This is a genomic window from Pseudomonas sp. ZL2 (assembly GCF_054788455.1).
In genome coordinates this window covers 102,566-119,370 of record NZ_JBGOGX010000008.1, presented here as the reverse complement: position 1 = coordinate 119,370, position 16,805 = coordinate 102,566, and the positions used below count along the sequence as shown (strand labels likewise).

The window sequence follows — 16,805 nt, the reverse complement described above, 5'->3', positions numbered from 1 at the left end:
TGTATAGATTAAGACGTAATCTCCTGCTATACCTGTACAGTATTCTATTGTTGTACAGGATTTTAGGGAGCCTTGCATGTCCACCTATCTGGAGTATTTCGCCGAACGCTTTGTCAGGCTTGACGCACACCGCCTAGATGAGCTCGAAAAACTGTACAGCGATAACGTGACATTCCGTGATCCGCTGCATCAGATCGAGGGCCTGCAAGCGCTTCGCGTCTACTTCACCGAGCTTTACGCCAACGCACAGGACATCCGCTATGTGTTCGCCGGCGCGGACGAAGTTCAGCCGGGCCAAGGCTACCTGCGCTGGACGCTAGAGTTTCGCCACCCCCGACTCGCCAATGGCAGGCTGATCAGTCTACAGGGCTGCAGTTTCCTGAAATGGCAAGAGCGTGTTCACTTCCACCAGGACTACTTTGACGCAGGTGCACTGCTTTACGAGCACGTACCATTCGTGGGCGGCGCTATCCGCTGGCTCAAGGGCCGGCTGGTATGAGCCGTTGCTGGCTGACGGGTGCAAGTAGTGGAATCGGCGCCGCGCTTGCCGTCCAATTGCTGGACCAAGGGCACCAGGTTGCCTTGGGTACACGTGATGCCAACCGCTTATCGCACTTGATGCAACGATATCCGGGGCAGGTATTGGCGGCCGTCGGTGATGTCGATTGCGCTAAGCAGGTCTCCAGGATCATCGCACAGATCGAGCACACCTGGGGGGCGCTCGACCTGGTCATCCTCAATGCCGGAACGTGCGAATACCTCGAATCAGGGCGCTTCGACCCAGCACTGGTCGAACGTGTCGTGCGCACCAACCTGTTTGGTGTAAGCCACTGTCTTGCAGCGGCCCTCCCTTTGCTGCGTCGCGGTGAGCGCCCGCACCTGGTCGTAATAGGCAGTGCGGTGACCTGGTTGCCGCTGCCTCGTGCCGGTGCTTATGGCGCCTCCAAGGCGGCCGTGCGCTACCTGGTGGAATCGCTTCGCATCGACCTGCTCAACGAAGGAATTGCCGTAACGCTGGTGAGTCCTGGTTTCGTCGATACGCCGTTGACCCGTCGCAACGATTTCCCCATGCCTCAGTTGTGGACTGCCGAGCGTGCCGCCGCACATATCACTGCACGCCTGCCGCGACGCCCACTGGAAATTAACTTCCCCACTGCATTTACGCTGAGCCTGCGCCTGCTCGGCGCCCTGCCGCTGCGCTGGCGACTGAAGCTAGGCCAGCGCCTGGCGCGTGCCCAAAAGGACTAAAACTCATGCGTATCGCCATCATAGGCACCGGCATCGCTGGATTAACCTGCGCCCACCTGTTGTCCCGCCGGCACGAGGTAACGGTATTTGAGGCCGCCGACTGGATCGGTGGCCATACGCATACCGTCGATGTGCAATGGCAAGGACAGCGGTACGCGGTAGATACCGGGTTCATCGTGTTTAACGACTGGACCTACCCCAATTTCATCCGCTTGCTCGACCATCTGAAGGTTGCCTCGCAGCCCACGCAGATGAGCTTTTCGGTGCATGACCCGCGTCGAGGCTTCGAGTACAACGGCCATGGCTTGGACACGTTGTTCGCGCAGCGCCGTAACCTGCTGTCTCCCGGATTCTGGGGCATGCTGAGCGATATCCTGCGTTTTAACCGTAAGGTGCTAGCTGACCTGGATAACCAGCGTATTGACAGTGAAACTACCCTCGGCATCTACCTCAAGACGCAGGGCTATGGGCAGCGCTTCATCGACCATTACATCGTGCCCATGGGCTCGGCGATCTGGTCGATGTCACTTGCCGACATGCTCGCTTTTCCCTTGCAGTTCTTCGTGCGTTTCTGCCGCAATCACGGCCTGTTATCGGTGAGCCACCGCCCGCAATGGCGGGTGATCGAGGGCGGTTCACGCAGCTACGTGACGCCGTTGTGCCGGCCCTTTGCTGAACGCATCCGCTTGAACTGCCCGGTCAAACGGGTCGATCGTGACGAAGGCGGTGTAACCCTTTTCAGCGCGGCTGGCATGGAGCGCTTCGACAGCGTTGTGTTCGCCTGCCATAGCGACCAGGCCCTGGCGCTGCTGGGAAGGCCGAGTTTAGCCGAACGGACGGTGTTGAGCGCCATCACCTACGCCAGCAATGACGTAGTGCTTCACACCGACACCCGACTGCTGCCGCGCCGGCGCAAAGCCTGGGCCAGTTGGAACTATCGCCTGGGCGGCGAGGAACAAGCCGCCGCCGCACTGACCTACAACATGAACATCCTTCAAGCGATCGAAGCGCCGGCGACGTTCTGTGTGAGCCTCAATCAGACCGCGCTGGTGGATCCAGCGCAGATTCTGGCCCGCTTCGAATACGCCCATCCCCAATACAGCCTCGCAGCATTGGCAGCCCAGGCCCGTCACGGCGAACTACAGGGCAGGCAAAACAGTTACTACTGCGGAGCCTACTGGGGCAATGGCTTTCACGAGGACGGCGTGCTCAGCGCACTCAAAGTGGCCGAGCACTTTGGAGAGCGCCTGTGAACAGCAGTGTGTGCCAGGGCTGGGTCAGCCACCGGCGGATGGTCCCGCACCACCATGCATTCCGCTACCGAATCGGCATGCTCTACCTGGATCTGGACGAGCAGACCTGGCTAACAGGCCTCTCTCTCTGGCTGGGGCGGTCGCGGTTTGCGCCCCTGAGCTGGCGCGAAACCGACTACCTGCCGGGGCTGACCCACGAGGGACAATCATTGGCGCAGGCCGCTCGCCAGTTGGTGGGACAAGCCACCGGACAGCGCCCCGAAGGCGCCGTGCACTTGCTCGCCCAGCCGCGATGCTGGGGGTTGTCGTTCAACCCCGTGAGTTTCTATTTTTGCCACGACCTTGACGGACACCTAGCCGCAATCTTGCTAGAGGTGCGTAACACTCCTTGGCGCGAACGCTTTCACTACGTGCTGCCGGTACAGGAGGGTCAGGGACGTTCATTCGCCATGACCAAAGCCTTCCACGTCTCGCCGTTCATGCCGCTGGACATGGATTACCGCCTGCATTTCTTCCTCGATGAGCGTCGCGTGCGCATCCACATGGAGAACTGGCGTGCGGGGCACAAAGTGTTCGAGGCCGATCTGGCATTGCAACGCCAGCCACTCAGTCGCGCCACCTTGCATCGGCACATTTTGGCCTTTCCGTGGATGAGCCTACGCACCGTTTCATCCATTTATTGGCAAGCCCTGCGTCTCTTGCTCAAGCACACCCCCATTCACGACCACACTGCCGGCCAGGGCGACCTAGTGCTCGGTAAACCTTGCGAGGACCCCGATCATGTCCAATCCCACTCTGAGCGTTAGCAAGTCAACCGGTATCACCCCATTCCTTGGCGGCCTCACCCGAAACACCGTGCTCGCTCAGTTACGGCGGTTGAGTCAAGGACATCTACGCGTGCTCAGCAAGGGGCAGCAGTGGGGCTTCGGCGACCCGTCCAGTCAGTTGCAAGCCGAGGTGGAGATCCTCGAAGACGCGACCTGGAACCTGATCGCCGGTAATGGCTCAATCGGTGCTGGGGAAGCGTATATCCATGGCTATTGGCGCAGTCCTGACCTGGTGGCCGTTACCCGTCTGTTCGTTGCCAACCTCGATGTGCTCGACGCGATGGAGGCAGGGCTGGCGCGCTTCGGGCGCCCACTGCTGCGCTTGCTGCACCGGCTCAACCGGAACAGCCGGCGAGGCGCTCGACGCAATATTCTCGCCCATTACGACATGGGCAACGCCTTGTTCGAGCGATTGCTCGACCCGACTATGATGTACTCCGCCGCACAGTTCGAGAGTGCCGAACAAACCCTGGAAGAGGCCCAGTTGAACAAGCTGGAGCGCATCTGCCAGAAGCTTGAGCTCAAACCCCACGAACATCTTCTGGAGATTGGCAGCGGCTGGGGCAGCCTGGCCATCCACGCCGCTACCCGCCACGGCTGCCGCGTTACCACCACCACACTCTCCGAAGCGCAGTACGCATATACATGCCAACGCGTGAAGGCGCTGGGCCTGGAGCAACGCATCACGGTGTTGCGCGAGGACTACCGTGATCTGCGTGGACGTTTCGATAAACTGGTATCGATCGAGATGATCGAAGCCGTCGGACACCGCTATCTACCCACCTATTTTCGCCAGTGTGAGTCGTTGCTCAAAGACGATGGCCTGATGCTGTTGCAGGCCATCACCATTCGCGACCAACGCTATGCACTGGCCCGCCGCTCGGTGGACTTCATTCAACGCTACATCTTCCCCGGAGGCGCGCTACCTTCGCTGAGCGTGATGCTCGAAACCGCTAGCCGCCAGACCGCGCTGAACCTGGTACACCTCGAAGACTTCGGTCTGGACTACGCGCGTACCCTACGTCATTGGAATGACAATCTGCGTCAAGCGCGGACGGCACTGACGGAATTGGGCTACGACGACACCTTCCAGCGCTTGTGGGAGTTCTACCTTTGCTACTGCCAAGGTGGCTTTGAAGAGCGCGCGATCGGCGTGGCGCAGTTGCTTTGGGCTACGCCGCGGGCTCGCCGGGCGCCATTGCTGGGCACGTAAAATTGAGCCGCGGGTGGATGATCGGCAATGCCCTTTGGCTTCAGGTCGGCTGGTGGGCATGCGTCTTGGGTGCACAGGTTCAATGGCTACTGCTCATTGTGCCCATTGGTCTAGCTGTGCACCTGCGCCTTTGTCAGGAGCGTAGCGACGAAGTGCGTGCGCTTTTGCGGGTGGCACTTGCTGGATGCTTGCTTGACAGTTTGTTGGGCGCTGTGGGGGTGTTCAGCTTTGACCAGCGGCCCTTGCCTGTGTGGCTGGCCTTACTGTGGCTGGTGTTGGCCAGCGGCTTGCGCCATAGCCTGGCGTGGACAGGACGCCCCTACTGGCGTGCGGCGCTGGTGGGCATGCTCAGCGGCCCGCTGGCATATCTGGCCGGCGCCAGGCTCGCCGGCGTTGATCTGCCGATGGGGGATGTCGACACAGGCCTGCTACTAGCGCCGATCTGGGCCTTGGTCTTGCCCCTCGCCGTGCGGGTCGCGTCGTGGCGCTGAGCGGCGACAGCGCTCAGAGCAGTAGCGAACGTGCTCCCAGCAGCGTACCTAACGCTTGCGCCAGCTGAACGGCAAGCCACACACAACGCAGAACTTGCTCGGCAATAACGGCTTGTTCATATCGACTCCCCGGCATCCAGGTGTGCCAACAGCCTCTGGCCACGTAGCCACACCGCATCGCGCCGGGTCGACGACATGCCATCGAGGCTGCGATAGACCAGTGCCAGTCGAGGTTTTTTCGACAGTAACTGGCGATGACGGATGAGGAAATGCCAATACAGTGCATTAAACGGACAAGCATCCTCCTCCACGGCGTGTTCGACTTTGTAACTGCACGACGAGCAATGGTCGGACATACGCTGAATATAACGGCCGCTGGCGCAATAGGGCTTCGAGCCAAGGTAACCACCATCTGCATGCATCACCATGCCAAGTGTATTGGGCAGCTCGACCCAGTCGAAGGCGTCCATGTACACGGCCAGGTACCATTCGCATATCGCTGGCGGCGCGATACCGGCCAGTAACGCAAAATTGCCGGTGACCATCAGGCGCTGGATATGATGCGCGTAGCCCAACTGCAGGGTCTGATCAATCACCTGGGCCATGCAGCGCATGCGGGTCTGACCCGTCCAATAGAATTCGGGCAGCGAGCGAACGTTGCCCAAGTAATTCAACGCGGCGTATTCGGGCATGCGTAGCCAGTAGATACCGCGCACATATTCGCGCCAGCCGATCAACTGGCGGATAAAGCCTTCGGCAGCGTTGAGCGGTACCCTCCCCTCGCACCAGGCGCGCTCGACGTCGACACACAGCCGACGCACATCCAGCAGGCCGATATTCAGCGCTGCACTGATGCGCGCATGAAACAGGTATGGCTCGCCCTCAGCCATCGCATCCTGATAGTCACCGAAGTCGGCAAGACTGAACTCAAGAAAGTGCTCCCAGAGCTGCTGGGCCTGGTCATGAGTGACCGGGTAGTCAAAGGTATCGACTACACCGTAATGGTCGGCAAAGCGCTCACGTACCAAGGTCACAACTGCCGCAGTGATCGCGTCATGAGCATATGGCGCCGGGATCGGCCCACGCAGGCCAGGCGGCAGTCGCTTACGATTGTCGCCATCAAAATTCCAGGCACCTCCGGCAGGGCTACCGTCAGGTTCCAGCAGCAGGCCACAACGCTTGCGCATTCCCCGATAGAAGTGCTCCATTCGCAAGTGCTTACGCCCAGCGGACCAACGCGCGAACGCTTCGCGCGAGCATAGAAAGCGGGTGTCTCGATGCCACACCAGCGGCAACCCGGCATCGCGTAACGCCTGTTCCAGCCGCCATTCGCCACACTCGGTTACATGCACTTCGTCTGCATGCAGTGCAGCCTGCCAGCGCTGTAGCTCCCCGGCGATACTGCCGCTGTTGCCCGGCGTATCCAGTTGCTGGTAATGCACCGTCCAGCCCCGCTCGCGCAAGGCCTGAGCGAAATGGCGCATTGCGCTGAATATCAGCACAATCTTCTGCGGATGATGCGGTACATAGCGTGCTTCACACTCGACCTCAGCCATCAGTAGCGCGTCGCGCGCAGGGTCCAGGGCGCGCAACAGCGCGAGGTCAAAAGACAGCTGATCGCCCAGCACCAGGCCCAGGCGTCTCCCATGCACTACCACTGACTGGCTAGCGTAAACGGCACCCGCCGTGGGGCAACAGGACCTGTGTGCTGACCGCACATTTCGTCGTGCACCTCATGCTGCACCAGCATGCACGGCACGGGAGGCACATCGACTAGCAATTGCCGCAACTCGCTGGTCGAACGCAGGCGCAGGATGTCGCTGTTCGCGTCGCACAAAGAACAGGGCCCGGTGTCAGTCAACACGCGCAACACGTAAAAGCCCCCCTCAAGTGACAGAATTTCAAGCTCATTGATATCGCCAGCGCTCGCCGACTCGATCAGCTGCTTCAGGTTCATCGTGTGCCCTCCGGCAAGCGGCGGAAAAACAAGGTTATCTGCCCAACCTCCACACCGAGTTTGCTCATGCTAGAGCGGTTAATGAGAGTGTCTTCGTCGATCAGGTACATCCAGTCATCCAGGTCCACCTCCCAGTTCCGCCCATCAACAGGCAGGTCCAGGCGGTAGCGCCAGCGCAACGCATTACCCGCCATTTCACCGGTGGCCTCGCCAATCACGTCACCAGCGGTACCGCGCCAGCGATCGGGGCCGTCCGGGCTCAGGGTCCAGGTTCTCTGCTGGCGCGTACCGTCGCTGTATAGAAAATGCTCGTCGAGGATCAGACGTTCGCCCTCACGGCGGCTGTAGATACGCACTTCAAAGCGCTTGACGACCGCTCCCGAGCGCTTCTGGAACATGCCCCAGGCATGCACAGGCCGCGAGAAAAACGCTGCAAGGTCCAGGCGCGGCTGCTCTGCAGCGTAATGCGCCACGTCGACGTTTCCGCAACTGCCCAGTAACAGGCAACTAATCAACAAAAGCGCTTTGTACATGTTTCAGTCTACTCGGTCGTTCCCGGCCAGCCCGAGCAGGCGCTGGCGCAATTGCGGATCGCGGGCCCGGGGATCGAGCCAAATGGCGAAGAACGCGCGGGAGAAAGCCGGCTCGATGACTTCAAGGCTCAGTTGGCCATCGACATAGAAGCGGCAACCTCGGCCCGGCATGTAAAGCCCGGTGATGCGCATGCCAGGCCGCACATCCACAAACGCTTCGCGCATCGCTTGTGACCATCTCTTCAAGATCTCTGCATTTATTGGTTTGTCAGCCAGGCGGCGCATTTCATCGACACTGGCCTGCACCAGCGTGTCCCGGGACAACGCCCGATGGTAGATCAGCTCTAGGGCAAACGGCTCGTGCCAACTCCACGTGGAACCGGCGTTCCACAGGCGGGCGGTATAAAGATGCAGCCCGAACCAGGTGAAATCGCCGCTGCCAGCCAAACGCGCCCCTGGCAGTGAAGGCTGCCAGTCTGAAGATGCGGGTTGCGTGATCGTCATTAGAACGGCCAAGGCGAATAGGCTGAGTGCTGAAGTTCTGCTTGCCATGTGCGAGACACCGGGAAGACAAAATACTGTACAAGTATATTTCAATGTACAGATTAATGTATAACTATCGGAAGAAAGGCTCAATTTCGTCTGACCCGGGAGCCACACCGCGGCAACCTCTTGCTGGGAGCGCCATATGACACTGATCGCCGATCTACGTGTGGCAGCAAACGCTGTTGTCTGCGGAGCCAGCCAAGGCATTGGCCTTGCGCTTTGCTCACAGTTGCTAGCGCGCGATGACGTAGTACAGGTATTCGCCGTCTCGCGCCAAGCGACCCACAGTAACGAGCTAGAGGCGCTCTCCCATGAACATGGCCGACGCCTGATCCGCATCGACTGCGACGCGCGCGACGAAAGGGCGCTGGAGCAACTGGCTCGGCAAATCGGCGCAACTTGCAAGCAACTACATCTGGTGATCAGCACAGTGGGTGTGTTGCACGACACGACGGCACGCGTCGAAAAAAAACTCGCACAGCTTGACCTGGCCAGTCTGCAGGCCAGCTTCGCCACAAACTCTTTTGCCCCCCATTTTGTTGCTCAAGCACCTATTGCCGCTGCTGAAGCACCAGCCCGCAACGTTTGCCGCCCTGTCAGCGCGAATAGGCTCAATTAGCGACAACCGCCTGGGTGGCTGGTACAGCTATCGCGCCAGCAAAGCAGCACTCACCTCAATCCGCACATGCTCGGCCTGCAGCCGGTACAGCTCTTCGCCACGAAAGGCGCGCCAGAACCCCAGCAGGATCAACGCCTGATCACACGCAGCCCGCAGACGCCGCGCCGGCTGCCCACTATGCAAATAGCACTCAGCCCCTCGATGCTGGCTTCGAGGACTTGCAGTTGCAACGCTGGCGCCTGTTTGACCGGTTGTGGATGCAGCGCCTGAATGCCACGCAGGGTATCGCGCACCTGCGCCGCCTTGGTCGGGTCAGTGAAACCGCGTTGCTGGTGCCACTGGGCCAGCGCCGCCAGGTGCGTGCGCAGAGTGCTGGCGCTCAGCTGGGCACCATAGGCCGCCATGTAGCGAACCACGCTGGCGCTGGACGTCGGCAGCAAGCCGCCCCACTCCCCTTCGAAGTGCTCGATGGCCTGGACGTAGCGGCGCGTGGTGCTGGCCCGCAGCGCCGCCTGCTGAGACCGCTCCGCGTCGCTCACCTGACCTCCCATGTACCGCGCCCAAGTGCAAGAACGGCCAAAATCGCCTGCCAGGTTCGAGACTTCAGCATTCTCGAACGTTAGCCTCTCGCAGCAACTTACAAATCTCGTCGCACTACTCCCCTGTATTTTTGTACTGCGTAACAGGTACAAAGATTACAATCACAACCCTGTAGGCAGGAAAATGCTTTCTGGGCAGAATGATGCTAATAGTTAGTCGTACCAAAACCTGTCGTGATCGGTTTTCTTCAGCCGAACCAAATGAACATTGCGTGGTCACCAACTTTGTGATCCGAAAAAGGTCTTTCGGAACCCGGCTCGCTCGACAGGGGCCAGAATAGAAGCCCCCCGCCAGCGATTCTAGGACGAACGCAGCAGGAGGCTATGTGCCATGATCTCGATCAGAAGCTCCTACCATCCCATTGATGCCGCAATTCTGTGGTGTGACCTATCCGACCACGAAGACGAAATTCTTCAGGTAGACCTTTCCCAGCCAGGCAGCCTGCGCAAGCATTTTCCGCAGTGGCCGAGTCTGCACGACTACGTCGAGTGCATCTACGACGCCATTCTCAGCGGCGAATTGCCAGCAACCTACTTGGGACACCCGATTACTTCGGATAGTCACTTACACCGGGTGTACTACTCCGTTCGGCGCACCGATCTCCTGGTCTGGTTCGTACGCAGCCACCCAGATCAGAAACCCGCCTTTCTGTTTTCCCAAAACGTTGATCACTCGGGATGCGTAAGCCTGAATGCCCATTTAGCGAAACAAGCCGAACTCGACTTTGCCCTACATAAGATTGAGCAGCTGCAGCAAACCTATTCTGCCACCGCTGATGAAATGTCAGCCCTCAGCACGCTCAACAACAAGCTGAAAGCGCGACTCGATTCACTTGGCATCCCGTCCGAGACCTCTGAAGTCATGCACAACACGCTGATCGGCGCAATGCTCGAGGCCACGCTAGGGAAAACCAAAAGCGGCAAGATGCAATCGATCTACCCAAGCCAGGCCGCTTTGGTCCAAGCCATTCTGCTGCGATTTCCTGGAGTGGATGGCCTGAGCAAAAGTACCATCGATCGGCGATTTGCCGACGCTCGCCGTCATTTAGCCCAGGCAGGACGGGGTTGACGCCGCATTGTCAGGCAATGCCCGTCATTGCCTGACAATGTTTTTACCCCTCTTCCGACCTTCACTGACTGTCACATCCCACCACGCGCCACCCGGTGCTACGGAGTGACATCATGCAACCGACCACCCCAGCCCCACTGCCAGTGGACCGTCACATCATGCGCCGCGATGAAGTGGAGCAGAAAACTGGCTTCAAGCGTTCGCACATCTACAACCTGATGAAGGCCGGCCAGTTCCCGCAATGCCGGCGCATCGGCACCCGTGCCGTCGGTTGGGACTCACTGGAAATCGAACAGTGGGTCCAGGACCGACTGTCCACGGGGGACTAAATCATGGACGTCCTCTCGCTGATCTCGACCAAAGGTGGCGCGGGCAAGACCACCGTCGCCGCCAATCTGGGCGGCGTACTCGCCGATGCGGGGCTAAGGGTCCTGCTGCTGGATCTGGACAGCCAACCGACGTTGTCCAGCTACTACGCCTTGTGCGAGTCCCGTGAGGCCGGCAGCTACGAGCTCATTGCACTGCGGCTCACGGCGGCTGAACAGGTGATATCCACCACCGTCATCCAGCACCTGGACCTTGTCGTGTCCAACGACCGCGCCGGGCATATCAGCACTCTGCTGCTGCATGCGGCCGATGGCCGGCTGCGCCTGCGCAACCTACTGCCTGCCTTGGAGGATCATTACGATGTGCTGATCATCGACACCCAGGGTGCGCGCAGCGTGGTCGTGGAGATGGTCATCCTCGCCTCCGATTGCGCCCTGTGCCCGGTCCCACCAGAAATGCTCGCCGCGCGCGAGCTGCGCCGGGGCACGCTGGGCCTGTTTGAAGAGCTGGAGCCCTACCGCTGCATTGGCGTGGCCTTGCCGTCGGTGCGGCTGCTGCTCAACCAGGTCAACGCCAATCGCCGCGATACGCGCTTGATCATGCAGAGCCTGCAAGCCTCTTTTCAGGCTGACCCTCATGTCAGTGTCTGCAGCACGGTGATCCCCAACCGCGTGGCTTATCCGAATGCCGCCTCGTTGGGCCTGCCCGTGCACCGCGTGGAGTTCACCCCTCCGCCCGGCAGTCGCACTCCTTGCGCCGCTGAGGTCATGCGCGGCTTGGCCATCGAGCTGTTCCCGAAGTGGTCCGAGCAGATCGGCGCTCTTGCCGCGCCAACACCTGGCACCCCGGCCGCTGCCGAGCGCCAGCTGATCAGTCGCGGCTGATCGGAGGATGAGTGATGAAGCCGCCGACCTCTGAAGACATCACCCGCCAACTGCAACAGGCGCACTTTTCGCAGAAGCATGGCCGCGACCTCGCAGCAGCCCCCGTCGGCGACACGCCGATGGTGGTCAGCCTTGAGCAACTGCGGCCCTACGAGCTTAACCCGCGTGTGGTGCGCAACCCACTTTATGACGACATCAAGGCTTCAATCCGCGAGCGCGGCCTGGATCAGCCACCCGCCATCACCCGCCGCCCCGATGAATCGCATTTCATCATCCGTAACGGCGGCAACACGCGCCTAAGCATCCTCGGCGAGCTGTGGCAGGAAACGCGCGAAGAGCGGTTCTTCCGTATCCATTGCTTGTTTCGGCCCTGGCAGTCCGAGTCACATGCCTTGCTCGGGCACCTAGCCGAGAGCGACCTGCATGGTCAGTTGACGTTCATCGAGCGGGCCCTCGCCGTGGCAAAACTCCAAGACATGTTTCAGCAAGGGGACGCCCACCTCACCCAACGCGAACTCGCGACGCGCTTGAGTGAGGGTGGCTATCCCATCTCGCAATCGCACATCAGTCGCATGTTCGACGCGCTGGAGCACCTGCTCCCCGTCATTCCGCAGGTGCTTTATGCGGGTCTGGGGAAACCCGCCATCGGACGCCTTATCAGCTTGCGGCGGCGGGCGGAGTCGATCTGGAACCAGTATTTCGGTAGCTCCGAGCAGTTCCCGCTGCTGTGGTTTGAAGTGTTGTCAGCGTTCGACAGTGAGAAGCCCGAGCTGGATTCGAGTGAGCTGCAGGATGAATTGATTGCCAAGATGGCGGTGAGCCTGGAGCAGACGCCTCGTCTGTTGGCTCTGGAGTTGCACCAGGTGCAACATCCCTCGCTGCCCTCTACGGACGGCACTCCTGCCTTTCCAACCAATCCAGCTGGCGAGCCCCATGTGCCCTCGCCGACACCTGATCATCCACCGGAAACGTCGACCGCAGGGCCCAATCCTGAGCCAGACCAGACTGACGGAGACACCCTTCCGCGGCCAGCACTACGCCTGCCCGAGATACGCCAGGCGCTGGGTGACGAGCCATTGCTGGAAAAGCCCCTGGAACAGTTCGAGGAAGCTCCCAGTACGGTCGGTGCGGCGCCATTCCCCCCAGCGTCACTGGACAATATCAGCACCTTGCGCACGAGTTGCGCCACCCTGGCCGCCGAGCTTGCCGCTTACGCAGACGCCGGTGCCATGGTCAGCCCGCACGCAGACGGCCTGGGCTTCACGCTTTCACCGGGGCATAGCGAACGACTCAGCCCGCGGCATACCGGTATTCAGCTGCTGCTCTCAGCCCTGCTGCGCCTGCAGGACGACGTGACCTGGAAGCAACGTCAGCAGTTGCCCGCGGCGCTGTTTGGTCAGCTGCTGATCGGTGCCTATGACCTGCCCTTCACCGACCGCCCAGCCCTGACGGTCGGGCTTGAACGTCTTCCCGACGCCCAGCTGGAACAGCTGTTCACGCTGATCCGCCACGCCCGTCAGCTGATAGCGCTAACGCTGTCATCCACTCGATAACGTGAGGAGCAACCTCATGAGCACGACTTTCAATCTGTTGAACCATGCCATGTTGAACCAGGTATTGCATGAGCTGCGCCACGGCCGCCTGCAGCGCTGCAAAGCCCTGGGTCTTGCCGATGAGGACATTGAGGTCCTGCAGTCACTGACGCCAACCACCTTGTCCCACCTGGCGCACTCGTCGATCGCCTGGGTCGAGGTGAAAGTCGACACCACCGTGCTACGCCGCCTGATCGTCCAGGCCGAGCGCGACGAGCAGAACGAGCGGTTGATCAATCGGGCGCTCAAGTTGGGCGCGAGCTCCAACATCATGTACCGCTACTTTGGCCTGGACCATTCGGAAACTGCGCTGCGTCGACGCATGCTGAAGATCGAGACCCATCGCGGTCGCCCGGTCCAGCTCAGCGAAACGCAGGAGCATGCGGTGTGGAATCGCTGGAGTCAGTTGCGGGCGGAGGACCCGGACAACGATCCGCTGGACACCATGATGATGCTGGCCGAGGAACAACACATCAGCCTGATGCTGGTCTGGCAACAGGTCGAGCTTTACGGAGGCACACCATGCTGAGTTTCTACGAGGTCGACTGGCAGGATGTGGTGCGCCAGTGCTACGACACACTTCGGCGCCGTAATGAGTGGTACGCGGCGCAGGCCAAATTAACTGCATCGGCCGAGGAGCCAGCGGTGCGCACGATCTACTACGGCGACAACAACCCACTGCCGCAGACCTTGTTGCTGGATCGCCGGCTGACACCACTGGAGCGTAACACCTGGCAAGTACTGCGCTGGCTGATCACCGAGCGCCAGGTCAAGACGCCGCGCTACCAGGACCTGCAGCCCTATCTGGCGACCAGTCCCTGCGGCACCCTGGCGTCGCGCGAAACCATCGCTCGAGCGCTCAACGTTTTGCGCACCACCCGCTGGCTCAGCCTGGTCGACCGCTCGCGCGACGCCCACGGCTGCCTGCGTGGCTGCGTCTACGTGCTGCACGGCGATCCGTTGACCCCTGCCGAGCAGCTGGAGCTGGACACCGGCTACGCGGCGCTGCTGCAACAGAACCTCTCCCATGCCACCAAAGGAGTGCGGGACGTGGCGCAGCATGTGATCGCGGAAATCCAAGCCGATCCGCAGGTTGCCCTGCGCGACAAGGACAGACTCGGCTCGCTGCCGCCGGCCCAACAGCAAAAGCTGCCGCTGATGAGCGAAGAAGTAGTTATAAAGAATTCCGAAACTGGCGCACACGACCCCGTTCGGAATTCCCCGGCTGGGGCAACAGTTCCCGAACCCTGCGGCAATGCACCGGATTTGGCTGTGGTTCGGAATGCCGACGCTGGCCGTACAGTACAGAAAGACAAAAGCAAAAAAAGTACGGTACTGGCGCAGGTGGAGTTTGGCCGAGCACGATGGCCCGGGGATTTACCGCTGAACCCGAACGAGCGACGCATGGCCTCCCAGGCAATGCGTCAGCTCGAGCCGGAACAGCAACAAGCCGTGATCAATGAAGCGGCGGTGCGCTGCGCCCGCGGTGAGATCCGAAAACCCGTCGCCTACCTGATGGGCTTGATCAAGCGCGCCTGCCAAGGCGAGTTCACCCTATGGGCCGCCCGCACCGAAACAGAGGCACCCGCGACCACGCCCTCACGCCCAGCGAAGCCTGTGCCAGGGGAGCCACCCAGCGAACGACCCAAGCGCGGCGGTCAACGCACCGTCTCGCCACTCGCCCTCTCCTGCCTGGAGGAACTGAAACAGCGGTGTCGCGGCACCGGCGTCACAACTTAGGACTGGATCTCGGTGGATTCCATGCCTATGCCATCGATTCCAAGAACGTCCACCTCTTGAAAATGCGAGCGAGCCATCTTCGCGTTGATCCGCGTCGCCAGCCAGGGATTGGCCCATCGTCGGCGTCATTCCGACGGCGAGGTACCGGCGATGGTCGATCACTACCAACTCAACCTGGGCTCCCTGCGCAGCAGCATCACCCTCACCCTGCACACCCACCATGCGGCACGACTGTGGCAAGGGCGCAGCGGCCAGGAAGGTGTACACCCGATCCTGGGAATGCCCGGCTACATCAGCGTCACCAACCTGCTCAAGCACGCCAGCAGCCAGGGCGATCCGTACGCGGACTGGTTCATGCTGCAGTTGGAGGAAAAGCTGCTGCAGGCCAGGGTCGACATGGCCACACTGACGCAACAGATCAGCGGAGTGGAACGTGCCCTGCCCACTCAGGTCGATGTCGGCGATAACCTCAACATCCATCCCGTCACCCTGCCGCTGTTCATCGGCAGCCAGCTGGGCTTTCTCGCGATCTACCTGCTCACCGACTACGACACCCTGGTCCGGCGGGTGCTGCTCGCCCACCACACGGCGCTGATCGGCCGGGGCGACATGGAATCCTGGATCGATGGCGGTGCACATCTGCTGCGCAGCTTGTTCGGCCTGGCGCAGCGCTACCGCCTGGCCGGGGTGAGTCGGGACGACATGGCAGCCAACAACGCCCGCGCCCGCGAAGCTATCGACAAGTTCGGTATCCCTCCGCAGGACATTCTGAAAGGGACGCGCCGCTCCCAGTTCGCCCCGCCGATCGCCCGCAGCAACGCTACGCCGGAAATCGAAAGCCCCAGCACGCCAACGCTCGTTGAACAACCCACCCCGGACGCCGCCATTGAAGGGGGTGATGCATGACCCTGGCCGAAGCCATCGCCCGGTGCTTGTCAACGGATGTCTACCGCGGGTTCGCACAAGGTGCCTCCCTAAAAGGCCTTTTAAAGCCTTTTAAGGGTAAGGGGGATCTGCAGCAGTTCGCCGAGACGCTCCTGCGCCTGCGCATCCAGGTCGCCGAGTTGATGGCAGTGATGCTCGCGATCATGGCGCAGCCCCCCTTCTCGTTGCTGGACCTGCGCTTAGTCGTCCAGCACAGCGCGACGGGCACTGACTTCCTGCGCTGGCGCAGCCCGGACTTCCAGCGCATGGGAGTGCAGGTGTGGCAGGAGGCGGTGGTTCATCCGCGTCTGCACCCTGAACTGCGTCAGGCTCTGTATCAGCTGGAGACCAACCGCGTTGTGCTGAACCTGCAGATGAGCAGCCTGCAGTCACTGTATCGCCAGGCCATCGCCGGTGTCAGCAAGCTCGAGGTCGCCGAGCTCGCCCTAACTCGTTCCCCCACCCAGGAGTATCCCGCATGAGTACTTTGTTTGTTGGTGAAGGCAACATCGGCAGCGTTCCTGAGTATCAGGAGTTCAACACCAACCCGGATGAACCGCGGCGCCTGCTGCGGCTGAATGTCTATTTCGACAACCCGGTACCGCGTGAAGGCGGCTACGAGGATCGTGGCGGCTATTGGGCGCCAGTTGAGCTCTGGAACCGCGACGCCGAACACTGGAGCACGCTGTACCAGAAGGGCATGCGCATCCTGGTCGAGGGGCGGACGGTCAAGGAGGAATGGGAGGACAGCGAAGACAACGCGCGAGTGACGTTCAAGGTGGAGGCCCGGCGCATCGGTATCCTGCCGCACCGCCTGGCCTCGGTGACCATGCGCGTGAAGGATAGCGACAACGCCAGTTCTCCGCGCAAGGGAAGTGGCAAGAAAGCGCCGCGCAAGTCCGGATAAGTGCGTGGTACTCAGTGGAACCGCCCCCCGCAGCGCGAAATCACTGGAACGGTGCAGACAGCTCAGCGGGCAACAC

At 60.9% G+C, this 16,805-nt stretch carries 20 protein-coding genes and 2 pseudogenes; 16 read left to right on the top strand and 6 right to left on the bottom strand.

Features of this window, described 5'->3' with window-relative positions; genetic code table 11:
* Positions 1-76: 76 nt before the first annotated feature.
* Genes ABM562_RS09690 through ABM562_RS09665 form a run of 6 tightly spaced genes read left to right on the top strand, consistent with a single transcriptional unit; the run spans position 77 to position 5,032 of the window.
* Positions 77-499 (top strand): nuclear transport factor 2 family protein, encoded by a 423-nt coding sequence (locus ABM562_RS09690; RefSeq protein ID WP_460421677.1) that lies wholly within the window; start codon positions 77-79, stop codon positions 497-499.
* Positions 496-1,248, top strand: coding sequence for an SDR family NAD(P)-dependent oxidoreductase (locus tag ABM562_RS09685; RefSeq protein ID WP_460421675.1), 753 nt, complete (start codon positions 496-498; stop codon positions 1,246-1,248). Before ABM562_RS09690 ends, ABM562_RS09685 begins: the two co-directional genes overlap by 4 nt.
* A gap of 5 nt (positions 1,249-1,253) precedes the next feature.
* The gene (locus ABM562_RS09680) at positions 1,254-2,501 is read left to right on the top strand and encodes an NAD(P)/FAD-dependent oxidoreductase (RefSeq protein WP_460421673.1); all 1,248 of its coding nucleotides are present in this window, start codon (positions 1,254-1,256) and stop codon (positions 2,499-2,501) included.
* Complete coding sequence (locus tag ABM562_RS09675) at positions 2,498-3,307, top strand: DUF1365 domain-containing protein (RefSeq protein ID WP_460421671.1); 810 nt, start codon at positions 2,498-2,500, stop codon at positions 3,305-3,307. The genes ABM562_RS09680 and ABM562_RS09675 overlap by 4 nt, the downstream gene beginning before the upstream one ends.
* Positions 3,282-4,541: a class I SAM-dependent methyltransferase gene (locus ABM562_RS09670; protein ID WP_460421669.1), complete on the top strand. Its 1,260-nt coding sequence runs from the start codon at positions 3,282-3,284 to the stop codon at positions 4,539-4,541. Before ABM562_RS09675 ends, ABM562_RS09670 begins: the two co-directional genes overlap by 26 nt.
* 2 nt (positions 4,542-4,543) lie before the next feature.
* Positions 4,544-5,032 (top strand): DUF2878 domain-containing protein, encoded by a 489-nt coding sequence (locus tag ABM562_RS09665; protein ID WP_460421776.1) that lies wholly within the window; start codon positions 4,544-4,546, stop codon positions 5,030-5,032.
* 9 nt (positions 5,033-5,041) lie between these two features.
* Here the strand turns inward: ABM562_RS09665 and ABM562_RS09660 are convergent.
* The 5 genes and pseudogenes from ABM562_RS09660 to ABM562_RS09640 form a co-directional block, all read right to left on the bottom strand.
* A pseudogene (locus ABM562_RS09660) lies at positions 5,042-5,152 on the bottom strand (DUF2256 domain-containing protein); the annotation flags it as partial.
* Entirely contained in the window at positions 5,149-6,684 is a 1,536-nt protein-coding gene (locus tag ABM562_RS09655; RefSeq protein WP_460421667.1) for a cryptochrome/photolyase family protein, read from the bottom strand. The pseudogene ABM562_RS09660 and the gene ABM562_RS09655, both read right to left, overlap by 4 nt.
* Positions 6,684-6,989 (bottom strand): DUF6482 family protein, encoded by a 306-nt coding sequence (locus tag ABM562_RS09650; protein ID WP_460421665.1) that lies wholly within the window; start codon positions 6,987-6,989, stop codon positions 6,684-6,686. The genes ABM562_RS09655 and ABM562_RS09650 overlap by 1 nt, the downstream gene beginning before the upstream one ends.
* A complete protein-coding gene (locus ABM562_RS09645) occupies positions 6,986-7,522 on the bottom strand; it encodes a DUF3833 domain-containing protein (RefSeq protein WP_460421663.1) in 537 nt (178 codons plus the stop codon). The genes ABM562_RS09650 and ABM562_RS09645 overlap by 4 nt, the downstream gene beginning before the upstream one ends.
* 3 nt (positions 7,523-7,525) lie before the next feature.
* Positions 7,526-8,026: a chalcone isomerase family protein gene (locus tag ABM562_RS09640; protein ID WP_460421661.1), complete on the bottom strand. Its 501-nt coding sequence runs from the start codon at positions 8,024-8,026 to the stop codon at positions 7,526-7,528.
* Positions 8,027-8,210: 184 nt separating this feature from the next.
* On the opposite strand from ABM562_RS09640, the pseudogene ABM562_RS09635 reads away from it, so the two are divergent.
* Positions 8,211-8,748 (top strand): annotated as a pseudogene (locus ABM562_RS09635) (SDR family NAD(P)-dependent oxidoreductase); the annotation flags it as partial.
* Between the two features lie 67 nt (positions 8,749-8,815).
* On the opposite strand, the gene ABM562_RS09630 reads toward ABM562_RS09635, so the two are convergent.
* Positions 8,816-9,226 carry a hypothetical protein gene (locus ABM562_RS09630; protein ID WP_460421659.1) on the bottom strand — a complete coding sequence of 137 codons (411 nt, stop codon included), beginning with the start codon at positions 9,224-9,226 and terminating at the stop codon, positions 8,816-8,818.
* Positions 9,227-9,617: 391 nt separating this feature from the next.
* Here ABM562_RS09630 and ABM562_RS09625 point away from each other — a divergent pair, with 391 nt between their 5' ends.
* From ABM562_RS09625 to ABM562_RS09585, 9 genes are all read left to right on the top strand, one after another.
* Complete coding sequence (locus ABM562_RS09625) at positions 9,618-10,355, top strand: hypothetical protein (RefSeq protein ID WP_460421658.1); 738 nt, start codon at positions 9,618-9,620, stop codon at positions 10,353-10,355.
* Between the two features lie 113 nt (positions 10,356-10,468).
* Positions 10,469-10,684 carry an AlpA family transcriptional regulator gene (locus ABM562_RS09620; RefSeq protein ID WP_460421656.1) on the top strand — a complete coding sequence of 72 codons (216 nt, stop codon included), beginning with the start codon at positions 10,469-10,471 and terminating at the stop codon, positions 10,682-10,684.
* A gap of 3 nt (positions 10,685-10,687) precedes the next feature.
* On the top strand, positions 10,688-11,566 hold the full coding sequence (locus ABM562_RS09615; protein WP_460421654.1) for a ParA family protein: 879 nt from the start codon (positions 10,688-10,690) through the stop codon (positions 11,564-11,566).
* A 14-nt stretch (positions 11,567-11,580) separates the two neighbouring features.
* Positions 11,581-13,119: a ParB family protein gene (locus tag ABM562_RS09610; RefSeq protein WP_460421653.1), complete on the top strand. Its 1,539-nt coding sequence runs from the start codon at positions 11,581-11,583 to the stop codon at positions 13,117-13,119.
* Between the two features lie 16 nt (positions 13,120-13,135).
* A complete protein-coding gene (locus tag ABM562_RS09605; RefSeq protein ID WP_460421651.1) occupies positions 13,136-13,687 on the top strand; it encodes a DUF2857 domain-containing protein in 552 nt (183 codons plus the stop codon).
* Positions 13,681-14,898 carry an STY4528 family pathogenicity island replication protein gene (locus tag ABM562_RS09600; RefSeq protein ID WP_460421649.1) on the top strand — a complete coding sequence of 406 codons (1,218 nt, stop codon included), beginning with the start codon at positions 13,681-13,683 and terminating at the stop codon, positions 14,896-14,898. The genes ABM562_RS09605 and ABM562_RS09600 overlap by 7 nt, the downstream gene beginning before the upstream one ends.
* A 150-nt stretch (positions 14,899-15,048) precedes the next feature.
* The gene (locus ABM562_RS09595) at positions 15,049-15,804 is read left to right on the top strand and encodes a PFL_4669 family integrating conjugative element protein (RefSeq protein WP_460421648.1); all 756 of its coding nucleotides are present in this window, start codon (positions 15,049-15,051) and stop codon (positions 15,802-15,804) included.
* Positions 15,801-16,304, top strand: a complete 504-nt coding sequence (locus ABM562_RS09590) for a DUF3158 family protein (protein ID WP_460421646.1) — start codon at positions 15,801-15,803, stop codon at positions 16,302-16,304. The genes ABM562_RS09595 and ABM562_RS09590 overlap by 4 nt, the downstream gene beginning before the upstream one ends.
* Positions 16,301-16,729 (top strand): single-stranded DNA-binding protein, encoded by a 429-nt coding sequence (locus ABM562_RS09585; protein WP_460421645.1) that lies wholly within the window; start codon positions 16,301-16,303, stop codon positions 16,727-16,729. The genes ABM562_RS09590 and ABM562_RS09585 overlap by 4 nt, the downstream gene beginning before the upstream one ends.
* Positions 16,730-16,805: the final 76 nt, after the last annotated feature.